This is a genomic window from Psychrobacter sp. L7, assembly GCF_002810365.1.
Classification (GTDB): Bacteria; Pseudomonadota; Gammaproteobacteria; order Pseudomonadales; family Moraxellaceae; genus Psychrobacter; species Psychrobacter celer.
Map to the genome: position 1 here is coordinate 1 of NZ_NEXR01000010.1, position 13,072 is coordinate 13,072.

The 13,072-nt window shown below is 44.6% G+C and carries 11 protein-coding genes and 1 pseudogene; 8 read left to right on the forward strand and 4 right to left on the reverse strand.

Annotation, left to right across the window (positions count from 1 at the left end; all coding sequences use genetic code 11):
• From CAP50_RS09720 to CAP50_RS09730, 3 genes and pseudogenes are all read right to left on the reverse strand, one after another.
• A pseudogene (locus CAP50_RS09720) lies at window positions 1-473 on the reverse strand (IS3 family transposase); the annotation flags it as partial.
• A gap of 160 nt (window positions 474-633) precedes the next feature.
• Window positions 634-2,508: a SurA N-terminal domain-containing protein gene (locus tag CAP50_RS09725; RefSeq protein ID WP_075100719.1), complete on the reverse strand. Its 1,875-nt coding sequence runs from the start codon at window positions 2,506-2,508 to the stop codon at window positions 634-636.
• A 459-nt stretch (window positions 2,509-2,967) separates the two neighbouring features.
• Window positions 2,968-3,240: an HU family DNA-binding protein gene (locus tag CAP50_RS09730; RefSeq protein ID WP_075100718.1), complete on the reverse strand. Its 273-nt coding sequence runs from the start codon at window positions 3,238-3,240 to the stop codon at window positions 2,968-2,970.
• 590 nt (window positions 3,241-3,830) lie between these two features.
• Here CAP50_RS09730 and CAP50_RS09735 point away from each other — a divergent pair.
• From CAP50_RS09735 to fdx, 8 genes are all read left to right on the forward strand, one after another.
• A complete protein-coding gene (locus CAP50_RS09735; protein ID WP_075100717.1) occupies window positions 3,831-4,475 on the forward strand; it encodes a hypothetical protein in 645 nt (214 codons plus the stop codon).
• Between the two features lie 634 nt (window positions 4,476-5,109).
• Window positions 5,110-5,619 carry an Rrf2 family transcriptional regulator gene (locus tag CAP50_RS09740; protein ID WP_075100716.1) on the forward strand — a complete coding sequence of 170 codons (510 nt, stop codon included), beginning with the start codon at window positions 5,110-5,112 and terminating at the stop codon, window positions 5,617-5,619.
• Window positions 5,616-6,842, forward strand: coding sequence for an IscS subfamily cysteine desulfurase (locus tag CAP50_RS09745; protein WP_075100715.1), 1,227 nt, complete (start codon window positions 5,616-5,618; stop codon window positions 6,840-6,842). Before CAP50_RS09740 ends, CAP50_RS09745 begins: the two co-directional genes overlap by 4 nt.
• Window positions 6,843-6,997: 155 nt before the next feature.
• Window positions 6,998-7,399 (forward strand): Fe-S cluster assembly scaffold IscU, encoded by a 402-nt coding sequence (iscU, locus tag CAP50_RS09750; RefSeq protein WP_100749875.1) that lies wholly within the window; start codon window positions 6,998-7,000, stop codon window positions 7,397-7,399.
• A gap of 249 nt (window positions 7,400-7,648) precedes the next feature.
• On the forward strand, window positions 7,649-7,969 hold the full coding sequence (iscA, locus tag CAP50_RS09755) for an iron-sulfur cluster assembly protein IscA (RefSeq protein WP_075100713.1): 321 nt from the start codon (window positions 7,649-7,651) through the stop codon (window positions 7,967-7,969).
• 211 nt (window positions 7,970-8,180) lie between these two features.
• Entirely contained in the window at window positions 8,181-8,774 is a 594-nt protein-coding gene (gene hscB / locus CAP50_RS09760; protein WP_100749876.1) for a Fe-S protein assembly co-chaperone HscB, read from the forward strand.
• Between the two features lie 111 nt (window positions 8,775-8,885).
• Entirely contained in the window at window positions 8,886-10,763 is a 1,878-nt protein-coding gene (hscA, locus tag CAP50_RS09765) for a Fe-S protein assembly chaperone HscA (protein ID WP_075100711.1), read from the forward strand.
• A gap of 119 nt (window positions 10,764-10,882) precedes the next feature.
• Window positions 10,883-11,221, forward strand: coding sequence for an ISC system 2Fe-2S type ferredoxin (gene fdx / locus CAP50_RS09770; RefSeq protein WP_075100710.1), 339 nt, complete (start codon window positions 10,883-10,885; stop codon window positions 11,219-11,221).
• A gap of 144 nt (window positions 11,222-11,365) precedes the next feature.
• On the opposite strand, the gene CAP50_RS09775 is transcribed toward fdx, so the two are convergent.
• Window positions 11,366-12,778 (reverse strand): adenylate/guanylate cyclase domain-containing protein, encoded by a 1,413-nt coding sequence (locus tag CAP50_RS09775; RefSeq protein WP_075100709.1) that lies wholly within the window; start codon window positions 12,776-12,778, stop codon window positions 11,366-11,368.
• Window positions 12,779-13,072: the final 294 nt, after the last annotated feature.

Sequence of the window (13,072 nt, forward strand, 5' to 3'; positions counted from 1 at the left end):
CACTTTTTCCTGTGACCGAGTACGGTGTTGATATACCGCTTGCGGGCTCACACCAAGTAGACGGCATCCTTGAGCTAGACTTATTTGTTTGTCTTCTTTGAGTTGCCAGAGGATGCCGTAGAAGACTTTTTTCTAGTAGGTGCTCCATAGTCACTTTCAAAGACGTCAACAACCTTACTTAAAATAAGGTTATGTGCTTTGGCATCCGCCAACTCACGCTCTAGACGTTTGATGGTTTGCACTGGGGTTTCTTTATGCGGCATAGTCTGACTCTTAGGGGGATGGGTCCAGTCTAATTTACCATGCTTACGCAGCCATACCAATACGGTACTGCGTCCTTGTATGCCATAAATTGATTGTGCTTGTTTGTAGGTCATGTCGCCTTTTTCTACACTGTCAACGACGGCGAGTTTAAAGCCTAGTGTGTAATCTTTTTGAGTGCGCTTAACCTTTGCTATTGCTAACTTGTCCATAAATAAGTCCCTTTTTCGTAAACTTATTTTAGGACGGGACAGGTCAAAAAAAAAGCCACTGTCCTTGATACAGTGGCTTTTTTACGTCTTTATGTGCGAGCAATTATCGTCATTTAAGCCATCTAAGATGACTCAACTGTCGATATCTAACGATCTGTATTTAACGACCTTGCGCGTTGGCCATGTTGGTGTCGTTAATCTCAACCTGATACACCATCCGCAGATGCTCTAAGTAATCTTGCAGTTGATCTTGGCCTAAATTATCACGAATAATAGCTGCCGTTTGCGCTCTTTGTATATCAGACAATGGTGATTGCTGCTCCGTTTTGATACGGTCACCGACCAACAAGCTGGCACCCACTTCCGTCTCGCTTGCAATAGCTACCACAGCGTTATCATCAGCTTGCTGGCTAAAGGCCATACCGCGCTCTTTTTCGGTCAATTGTGTCGTTTGACGATTGATCTGACCGAGCGCTTGCAATGTTACAGGCTGCTTGCTGATATCTGCTGGCGTTTTGATACCAGCAGCGATGGCTTTGGCTTCTTTTAGGGCCAATGCTGTGGTTTTTTGGCGACGTAATATCTGCGTGATTTTTGGCGTCGCCGCTGACAAAGACAAGGTTTTAGTAGGACGATAATTGCTCGGTTGTACCCACACCTTACTGTTACCTACTTCGATACCTGCGGTTACTGCCTGATCTTGAATGGTAAATTCATCAAAGGCTTGTTTGAGCACAGCTGGCTGTGACAGGACCGATTGGTTGTTTTCTTTACGGTAGTCTTTGATGCGTTTTAGTGGGACGTTTTCTTGCTGAGCAATATCTTCAATACTAAAACCATCAGCCGCCAAATCATTAATGGCCGTGACTTTATCGGCATAAATCTCTTGACGCTTATACTCTTTTGCTTTCGCCGTTAGCTCATCGCGCATGCTATCCAGACTTGGCACCTTGCTACCATTATCTTCGGTCACCATAAATATCTGATAGCCAAAGCTGGTTTTGATAGGTGCGGTGACATCCCCAACACTTAGGCCCTCAAGCGCTTTTTCGACCGCAGCAGCGTCGCTACCAAATACCGAGGTATTCAGACGACCGATATCACCGCCGTTCTCTCCTGACGGATCATCGGACTCGGCTTTGGCAAGCGCGGCAAACGACTCACCTTTGTCTAAACGTGCCTGAATTTTTTCAGCACGCGCCTTGGCGTTGTCACCTGTGAGAAGTATTTGGCTGATTCTACGCTCGTCTACCACCGCTTGGCTTTGCTTATACGCTTCATACTGCTGCTGGAGATCCGCTTTAGTAACCTCATCTACCTGAATGGCTTGCGGGTCTAGTTGAATATAAGCCAAATCCACCATCGCGGCACTTTTTAGTGTGTCTTTATTGGCATCATAATAAGCTTGGATGTCGCTTTTGCTAACCTCGACTTGATCGGCATAGTCTTGCCAATTAAACCGATGGAGCCAGATGTTGCGCGATTCCATTTGCAAATCAATCAATTGACTGACCGCTTGCATCGGATAAATCGCAGTCCCGACGATACTGGCATTGAGCTGATCGAGGCTTAACTGATTGCGAAACTCAGCAAACAGCTGGTTTTTTGTCATACCGCGATTGCGCAAAAAGTTTGCAAACTGCTCATTAGAAAAATTGCCGTCCGCATCCTTAAATACTTCTTCTTGACGCAGCAAACGGTTGATGGTGTCATCAGAGACCGTCATTCCAAGCTTACCTGCCTGCTGCTCTAACAATGTGCGATCTATAAGGCCTTTTAGCACCTGCTCGTGTAGCACATCCTCATTTAATAGGCTGGCATCATCAACTTGCTCTAAAATTTCGGTACGACGGTTATTTACCGCAGCTTGATACTCAGACAGCCCCACGCTTGCCTCACCTACCTGAGCGACTTGGTTTGGGTCGACACTACCGCCAAAGTAGCTTTCGACACCCAGTAATGCAAGCGGTGACAGGCATAAAATCAATAAAATGCGACCTGGCCAGCTTTTTAAAAAATCGCGCAATTTATCCATAGTTATCTCTGCTTTATTAACCTATGTTGATGAAAAACCATTGTAATATGATGCCTATCGACGCTGTGGTAACGATGCTATCTAAGCCGGCAATGGTATGAGTAAGGGCGTGTGCGTTTTGGTGCAAAATCAAGAGATATCAATCAATCTTGATTTAGACAATGCATCTACAGCGCGCCCTATGATACGTGATTTTTAAGACAGACTCAAAATATTCATGATGTCTGATACAAACTATCGCAATAAAAAAAGCACCTAAATATTAGGTGCTTTTTGCTATTTGGCTCATGACTTAAATAATAAGCAAATCCATGAGCGACCTTCTATCTTTTTACGGCCTACAGACACTGCATTTATACGTATCTTGTATCCAACTTTAGTCTCTGCCTAATAGGTGGCCGTAGTTTTATAGTGGTCTATACCTTATATAGTCTTAAAAAATACTATCTTAACAAAGGCTTAGTTTAAGCGCTCTTTTAAGTTTTTACCAGCTTTAAAGCTTGGTACTTTGCTTGCTGGGATGTTTAGCTCTTCACCAGTCTTAGGGTTACGGCCAGTACGTGCTTTGCGGTCTTTTACGCTAAAAGTACCAAAACCAACCAAAGAGATGCTGTCGCCAGCTTCTAAAGCTTCACCAACACTTTCCATAACAGCGTTTAGTGCATCGCCAGCTTGGGTTTTGTTCAGACCACTTTTTTCTGCGATGCTATCAATCAATTCTGACTTATTCATAAAATTTCCTTCAAGTTTAAGGGGGATAATACACGCTCACGCCAGGTATTGTAACGCTCTCATAGCACTTAAGCAATAAAAACTACCTGACTTGCGTATTAACAGGTTTCGCTTTGTTATCGTCTTTATATCAAGGCCGCATAAGGAGCGCAAGCGATTTTACATATTTTTGTGCCGCTTACTACGTATTTGACACTCAATGTTACGCAAAACCCCTGCAATTTTTTATCAACTCACTACTTTACCTTAGGCAGCTTGACTACCCAGTGTTTTGTCCAGTAAATTGCTCTCATTATAGTATTTGAACCTATCCTTAGCTTAAAAATACCAATGAGTCATCAACAAGCCACTACTGGCTCTAAGACAACAGGCAGCCAAAGCCGAAAATAGCACAAAAAATATCGACTTATCAATACACTTGACATAAAGGGTACCAAGAGTCAGAAACTTGCGTTACTTTTTATTATAAAGACGTTACTATAAGCAAAATATAATCGCATATTTTGGGTGTATCTTGATTTTTAAGTTGTTTTTTATTGATCAAATCCTCATTTTACGACACGTTACTAAAATAACCACGGATTATCTACATGAAGCGTTCTACGTTATCTCACTCTTTTCTCAATATCTTTTTGGTGTTCATCGAGTCAGCATTGACCTTACTGTTACGCCTAGATCCTGAATTACGTAAAGCAGCTTATCCTTTAGCCAAGCAAGGTACTGTCGTCGCGCTGCGCTTGTACCTTCCCCATGTAGAAGTTTTTGCCACCTTTAGTACCAAAGGCGTGTTATTAGACGCGCAATTGCCGATAGGCCGTAGCGAGCCTGATGTCGTCATCAATGCCTATAGTATCCAAGTCATCAACGCCATCACCACTCACGACAGCGAAAGCACTGAAAAGCTACAAATGCGCGGAGAGTCAGTGCAAGTACAGTTGGTCAAGCAATTTATCATGCAATTGGGTCTAGGCAGTCTCATCCAAGGACTGGTGAAAAAGTTTAAAGGCGGTAAAGGCAAATCTAAGCCCACTGAAGCGGAAATGGCAGAAAAAAAAGAAAACTACAAACTGCGTATCAAAGAGCAGCAAACGCAAATCAACACCTTAACCATCAAAAACCGCGAGCTTGAAACCACGGTCAAAGAGCTACAAAGCAAACAAAAAACACTGACAATTGTGACTGTCGTCGCCCTGCTTGTCATGATTGGCGCGATTATCGCGTTATTAATAAATTAAACGAGTCCACTAAACGAAGCAATAAAATCGACAGGTATCATTGAGAAGTCTATTAGTCGCTTTATGGTGGCGTCTTTAACAGGCTACTGACCAGTCATCAAACAGTAGGGTGCGATATCAAAAGCACAGCCTAGATATCTATTGCTGTCACCCTACCTTCTCCTACCTTGCCTTTTATCAAGTATCGTTAATCCTAAACAAAAAAATGCAGCAATGTCAGCATGCGATTGCTATCAACTTATCTGACGTGCTGCTTACTTTTGAGACTTTACGGCATTTATACCTGTAACACTGGGTTTGTTTTATAGTGCATCGACTATATCTTTACTGCTCATTTGTTTTTACTCTCTATGTTTATTCATCATTGTTTTTATCAATCATAGCCATCAGCTTGATTAACCATTCAACCACACTTTAATCTTGACTAAATTACTCAGGATTAAGTATAATTGGCTTAATCGTTGCACACATCGGGTTGACCATCTGTTGTTTAACGACGATAAGACACCACTTAGCAGATGACTTTTATTTGAGCATGGCAGAGGTTTTGCCTTTTTTATCTTTCGCTTTGGTAGAGAGTCTCTTACTAAGATCGTTGTTAAATAAAAATGATATATAAGTTTGGAGATAACACATGCGTTTGACTACTCGAGGCAGATACGCCGTGACCGCGTTGCTAGATTTGGCGCTACAAACCAGCCAACAAGACAGTGCGGTATCCTTATCTGATATCGCTAAACGGCAATCAATATCTATCTCTTATCTCGAACAGTTATTTTCCAAACTACGCAAACGTGGGCTTGTCACCAGTATACGCGGTGCCGCTGGTGGTTATTACTTGGCCAAACCGCTACACGAGATAGATGTGATGAGCATCATATCTGCGGTCGATGAGTCGGTTAATGCGATGCAGTGTGAAGGACGCGGCGACTGCCAAGGTGGTACAATGTGCCTAACCCATGATCTATGGTGTGCATTGTCCAATCATATCGAGCAGTACTTGAAAAACATAACATTAGCGCAATTATTAGATATGGAAAATGTGCAGTCCGTCTCAGAGCGACAGCACACCTCCACCAAAGAAGTTTCTATAAAAGACATTAATACCATTACCCTATCGAACAGCGAGGCAAACCCAGCATGAGCCAACATAACAACCTTATATATTTAGATTATGCCGCCACCACGCCAGTTGCTAAATCAGTAGCTGCCAAGATGAGCGAGTATCTGACTGTAGATGGCATCTTTGGTAACCCAGCCTCGCGCTCGCACGGCTACGGCTGGCAAGCAGAAGAAGCCGTAGAAACCGCGCGTCAGCAAGTGGCTGAAGTCATCAACGCTGATCCGCGTGAAATCGTCTTTACCTCTGGTGCGACTGAATCTGACAACCTCGCCATCAAAGGCGCAGCGCATTTTTATCAATCGCGTGGCAAGCACATTATTACCAGTAAAATTGAGCACAAAGCAGTTTTAGATACCTGCCGTGAGCTTGAGCAAGAAGGTTTTGAGATTACTTACTTAGAGCCACAAGCCGGTACGGGTCTTATTTTGCCAGAGCAAGTAAAAGATGCATTACGTGACGATACGATTTTGGTATCACTGATGATGGTAAACAATGAGCTTGGTACCATCACCGATGTCGCAGCGATTGGTGAAATCACTCGTGACGCTGGCGTGGTTTTCCATGTCGATGGCGCACAGTCTGTCGGTAAAGTAAAAATCAATCTTGAAGAAATGAAAATCGATTTGATGAGTTTCTCAGGACACAAAGCCTATGGCCCTAAAGGTATCGGCGCATTGTTTGTCCGCCGTAAGCCGCGCATTCGCCTAAAAGCTGAGCAGCATGGCGGTGGTCATGAGCGTGGTATGCGCTCAGGTACATTACCGACGCATCAAATCGTAGGTTTAGGAGCGGCATTTGCCCTAGCCAACGAGCGCTTTGAAGAAGATCATGCTCACGTTGCCAAACTCCGCCAAAAACTATGGGATGGCCTGCAAGACATCGAAGAGATTTACTTAAATGGTGATCTTGAGAATAGCGTGCCAAACATTGTAAACATTAGCTTTAACTTTGTTGAAGGCGAGTCATTGATGATGTCGCTAAAAGACTTAGCTGTTTCATCAGGCTCAGCCTGTACGTCTGCGACACTTGAACCATCATATGTATTACGTGCTATTGGTCGTCCAGATGAGTTGGCTCACAGTTCGATTCGTTTCAGCTTTGGCCGTTATACCACCGAAGAAGACATCGACCGTGTCATCAAACAAATGCACGAAGCGGTTGAGAAACTGCGCGCCCTATCACCACTTTGGGATATGTATCAAGAAGGTGTGGATTTAGATTCAGTAGAATGGGCTGAGCACTAACATTTGCCAAACAAATCGCCTTTGCGCGCTTTGTTTTAAATATTTATAAAACGATTGATCAGACAATTACAGTAAGCGTTTGACCCCAATTATCGATGAGCGACGGATACATAGTAAACAATCTATCGCTCATCCCCTAACTAGGAGAAAACCCCATGGCCTATAGTGACCAAGTTATTGATCATTACGAAAACCCACGCAACGTCGGCAATCTTGACAAAAACGCCAAAAACGTTGGTACAGGTATGGTCGGTGCCCCAGCGTGTGGCGATGTGATGCGCCTACAGATCCAAGTAGATGATAACGGTATCATCGAAGATGCACGTTTTAAAACGTACGGCTGCGGCTCAGCGATTGCCTCAAGCTCACTTGTCACCGAGTGGCTAAAAGGCAAAAGCTTGGACCAAGCTGGCGAGATTAAAAATATGGACATCGCTGAAGAATTGGCTTTGCCACCTGTAAAAGTGCATTGCTCTGTACTCGCAGAAGACGCCATCAAAGCGGCTATCAGCGACTATAAAGGCAAGCATGGTACCGCTGAAGAAGCGACCAGCTAAGCTTACTGGCGTATGCACTGTTTTATCAGCAAGGCGTCAGTAGTGCTTTAATCGATCTCTACTGAGGCCATAAAGGTGACAATAACGCTACTGTAATTGTCACCTTTTATTTTCTAACTGGCGCAAACACATAAGTCTGGTAGATTTGCTACTAGTCTCATACTCGTTATTAATAGCCGTCATTGATTTTATGGTCGATGACATCATATTGAAAGATATCTTTATTATTGATAGTCAATGGGAGTTGGCATGATTGAAATGACAGAACGCGCCGCCCAGCATGTTCGAGAGTTTTTGGACAATCGCGGCAAAGGCGAAGGTATCCGTGTGGGCATTCGTACCGCAGGCTGTTCAGGCTTGGCCTATGTCTTAGAGTTTGTAGATACCCCTGATGACAATGACACACGTTACGAAAGCCGCGGTGTGAGCATCTTTATCGATCCGAAAAGCTTGGTCTATTTAGACGGCTTATTGATGGATTATGAAAAAGAAGGCTTGAACGAAGGCTTTAAGTTCACCAACCCCAACCAAAAAGGCGAGTGTGGTTGCGGTGAGTCGTTTACTGTTTAAAGTTGCCAACCCTTAGCCATTGGCCATCGTTATGACTGAGGCCTACTGGCCTTTAAGCATGTTGTATTTTGATAAAAAATGCCGTTTTCAACATTTCTATTATTCAGTTGGTAGGCTATACATCACCCAATCTGGCGCTTGATAGCACACTGGATATGATAAGCACTGGTATCTCAGACACTTTATAATAAATAAAAGCAAGGCGTATGATATGACAGACATCACCGCAGAAGCACAATTTGATAACTTTTTTGCTCTATTTGAGCAGCCCGCTCAGTTTGAGATTGATCAGGCCCGTCTGGATCAACAGTTACGTCTACTACAAAAACGCTATCACCCTGATAATCTGATGGTAGATAGCACAAAAGACGTGACGAGTGTGACGGAGGCCAAACAGCAATCAGAGCAAGCTTCAGCACTGATAAATCAAGCATACCAAACCTTAAAGGCTCCTGATAGCCGCGCCGGCTACCTATTAGAGATGGCAAATCAGGCTCATAATCTTGAGCACTCAATTGCCGATTTAGATTTTTTAGAAGACGCCATGCAGATGCGTATCGATCTAGATGAAGCGATCGAAGATAAGGATCGGACAACGCTTGCGCAGCTACAACCCCAGATTACCACTCGTCTGAGCAAACAATCTGAGCGCTTTAGCAGTGCCTATCAAAAGCAAGACTGGCAGACCGCGATTGATGCCACCCAAAAGCTTAAGTTTTTGGTAAAACTCAATGCCGATGTGACGACTGGTCTCGATGAAGTCGCCAGTGCTGAGCACTCTGATGACGATGATTTATATGTTTAGGGTGTCTAGATAAACATACCTTCAATATGTAGATTTAAAGATTGATATTTATCATCATTCGTCATCATAATTGCGCCATTTCCTTTATTTATTTTATCTTTGAGTGATTTTATGTCTTTATTGCAAATTGCCGAACCCAATCAAAGTGCCCAACCTCATCAGCATCGTTTTGGTCTAGGTATCGACCTTGGCACCACACGCTCACTGGTCGCAGTCGTACGCTCAGGCAAATCGCAAGTCTTAGAGGCAGGCGCTGACAACGATACGTTGCTGCCCTCTGTCGTCTACTACCCCAGCACTGGCAAACCCATGGTAGGGTATGATGCCCTAGCGCATTTGGCCGATGACCCAAAAAACACCATCGTATCCGCCAAGCGCTTTATGGGTCGTAGTCAAGCAGATATTAAATTCTCTCATCCTTATGAGTTAAGCGGCAATGCAGACGACATGCCAGCTTTTGTCACCGCCCAAGGTAAGGTATCCCCTGTCGAAGTCTCAGCACGTATCCTAGCCGCCCTCGAGCAGCGCGCCGCAAGCGCATTACCTGCCGACAGTATCGAAGGGGCGGTGATCACTGTTCCCGCTTATTTTGATGAGGCGCAGCGCCAAGCGACCAAAGATGCTGCACAAGCTGCTGGTATCAATGTGCTACGTCTGTTAAATGAGCCCACGGCTGCCGCTGTCGCCTACGGCCTTGATAAGCCCAATCAAGATAACACGCAAAGCCATTACTTAATTTATGATTTGGGCGGCGGTACCTTTGATGTGTCTATCTTAAAGCTCACCGATGGGGTTTTTGAAGTCTTGGCAACTGGCGGCAACAGTGCGCTAGGCGGTGATGATATCGACCGCTTGCTGACCAACTGGTTGATCAAACAATTAGGTATCGACCCAAAAGACGTCACTCGGCATGACAAATCAATCCTTGCCCAGCAAGCCAAAGCGTATAAGCAAGCTTTGACGGACGCCGAGCAGGTCGCTATCGACATCACGGTCAACGGCCACTCTTATCAAGGCACCTTGCACCGTGACGATTTGCTGGCCATTGCTGAGCCTGTCAATCGCCGTACGCTTAGCGTCTGCGAGCAGGTATTACGCGATGCCAAGCTATCTATTGACGATTTGGATGAAGTCATCTTGGTGGGCGGCTCAACCCGTATGCCAGCTGTGCAACAAGTGGTGACCACGTTTTTTGGCAAGCAGCCACTTTGTCGCTTAAACCCAGATGAAGTCGTCGCTCTAGGGGCTGCACAAACCGCGCATCAACTGGTCAATGGCGATAGCGACAACACTCTTTTATTATTAGATGTCACTCCCTTGTCACTCGGCCTTGAAACTATGGGCGGCTTGGTTGAGGTGCTGATTCCCCGTAACACCCCTATCCCTGTCAAAAAACGCCAAGTATTTACCACCTATCAGGACGGTCAGACAGGCATGGTGATTCATGTGGTTCAAGGCGAGCGCGAAACTGTCGAAAACTGCCGTTCGCTTGGACGTTTTGAATTATATGGCATCCCGCCGATGAAAGCGGGCTTTGCCCGTATCGAGGTCACCTTTAGCATTGATGCCAATGGTCAGCTGACAGTCAGCGCGCAAGAAACCACGACTAAGACTGAAAGCAAAATCGAGATTGTACCCTCTTATGGCTTGTCTGATGAGCAAAAAGAGCAGCTACTGATGGCAGGGTTTGAGCATGCAGAAGCAGACAAAAACGCTCGCTCTTTGATTGAGACAAAAGTAGAAGCAGAACGCGAAGTATTGGCGCTACAGTCTGCGCTGCAAGAGTTTGCAGCCTTATTGACCTCTGATGAGCAGCAAGCTCTAACGCAGCAAATACAAGCACTACAAACGGCATTAAGCACTGATGATCTAACTCTCATTGAAACCGAACAAGCCAAATTAAAACCGCATAGTGATGCATTTGCTGCTCGCATTATGAATCAAAGCGTCAAGGCCAGCATGGCAGGTACCAGCGCTCAAGATTGGTAAAAGCGCGTATAGAGTCTATCTATATACGGCTTAGCCATGATAGATGTGATGACCTGTAACAGACCTGATATATTTTTGAGTTTTTATTTTTTAATTGATTAGCACCGGACAGATAATTTATGCCAAAGATTACCGTATTACCTCATCATGAGATTTGCCCCGAAGGCACTGAAGTCGAGCTAGAAGCTGGCCAGAACCTATGCAAAGCCCTACTAGAAAAAGGCATTAAGATAGAGCACGCGTGTGAGATGTCAAAAGCCTGTACTACCTGTCATGTGGTGGTGCGTAAAGGATTTAATAGCTTAGATGAGATGGACGATATCGAAGCGGATCTTTTAGACCGTGCTTGGGGTCTGGAGCCAGACTCACGTTTGTCTTGTCAGGTGATGCTCGAAGACGACGACTTGACCATCGAGATTCCCAAATACACGCTCAACCATGCTAAAGAAAACCACTGATAATATACAGTCAAAGCCATTATAAAACGCCAACGATGACTGCATATCATGGTTGGCGTTTTTGTTTGCTTACGAAGGTGCTGGCATATTAAATATGAGGTTAAATATGGTCATACAGATGTCAAATCAGTAAAAGAGTCGCTATTAATCGTTGTGACGCTGGCTCTCTGCTGCAATAGCATTTGCTACTTTTTCTTGCTCTTGTTCGATACGCTCGAGAGCGAGGTTTAGACGTTCTCGGATGTCTTGATAGTCTTGATCTTTCATGTCTTTGAAGTTTAGATGCAAATTAAATCCTGGTAACGTATGGTCCACCCATTTTGATAGCTGACCTTTATTGGCATCAGGATCGAGGACTTGCCAAGCATTGACTTTTTCGTCGAAGCCTTTGAGCTGAAACGCACCTGCATGCTGACACTCATAATTGTGACAAACATAATCATAAGTACTTTCGCTGACCAGTATCTCATCTTTGCCTGCGCTACTCTCCAGCCGCGCCGCGAGATTGGCCTCTTTGCCAATCAATGTATAGCTCAAGCGATTATTGCTACCGAAGTTGCCGACATGGCAATAGCCTGTCGTGATACCAACGCGTATATACAGCCCTGCAAAACCCATAAGCCGCCACTTATGCCTCAGGGTGCGCATCTCACGGCGCATGTCTAGCGCCATTGCCACACAGTCAAGCGCATCTTGACGCGCGCCTTGACTGCTAGGCTCTCCAAAAAAACACACCATCCCATCGCCGACGAACTTATCAAGCACAGCGCCATGCTTATTGGCGATGACCGTCATGCAGTGCATATAGGTATTTAAAATATCTGCCAGATTGTCCGAGCTTAAACTATCAGACAGCTCTGTAAAACCCACAATGTCCGAAAACATAATCGTCAGCTTGGCACGTTTGTTTGACACACTAACGGGCGCATCTGTTTTTACAATTGGCTCCCAAATCTGCGGTGGCACAAAACGGGTCAACTTATTGATGACTGAAACCATGGTACCCAAACGCCCTACCGCTTGCTGCGCACGCTGTTGGTGACCCATGTACTTTTGATACACATAGCGAAACTGACACAGCATCACCGCCATACTGGACAGTAGCACCACTGGCGGCAGCCAACTGTCATGGCAGTCCATCTGCGTGCTGTTTAAAATCACGCTGACATAATAAAAAACAATCACAGTCACTATCGAGACAATGACCAGTCTAATTTGGTTTTCAGGACTACTAATAATAATACGTAATGCAATCAAAGCTGCCAGACTGATCGACATGACCGTGCACAGCTGTATCGAGCCTATGACTGCAGACAGCAAAATAATGACGATATTGGAGGTCCAAAAACTGGTCTGACGGCGATAGTTATATATCAAAATCAGCAAGCTTGGCAGGCTAACGACGATCAGCAGTGCCATCGAGGTGGCACTAAAGTCAAAATGCAGGGCAAGAAGCACAACCGTTAGGATCAAGACAAACACTTCTGGATAGTCGAATCGATAGATACCATTCGTCTGCGATGGAAATTTCGGTCTCAACGTATCTAAAAGAGGCATATGAAGTGTTCGCTTAATAAAGCAGACGATCGATAAATATTAGGAGAAGGAAGATAGCACAGTGACAGTTAATTTTGTTATGAGCATACTATTTTCCAAACCCAAGCAACAGGCAGACAAACCCTTAGCCGACTACCGCAACTCGCCAGCACCGATGACACTTTAGATTTGGTATAAGTCAAGCTAAAAGACTATTATACGTTTTCATTTTTATAAAACCTACGTTACTGATACGCAAAACCCTACCGTTGGTCACTTAATAAGCAAGCCATAATGAGCAAGTTTATAGCCTTA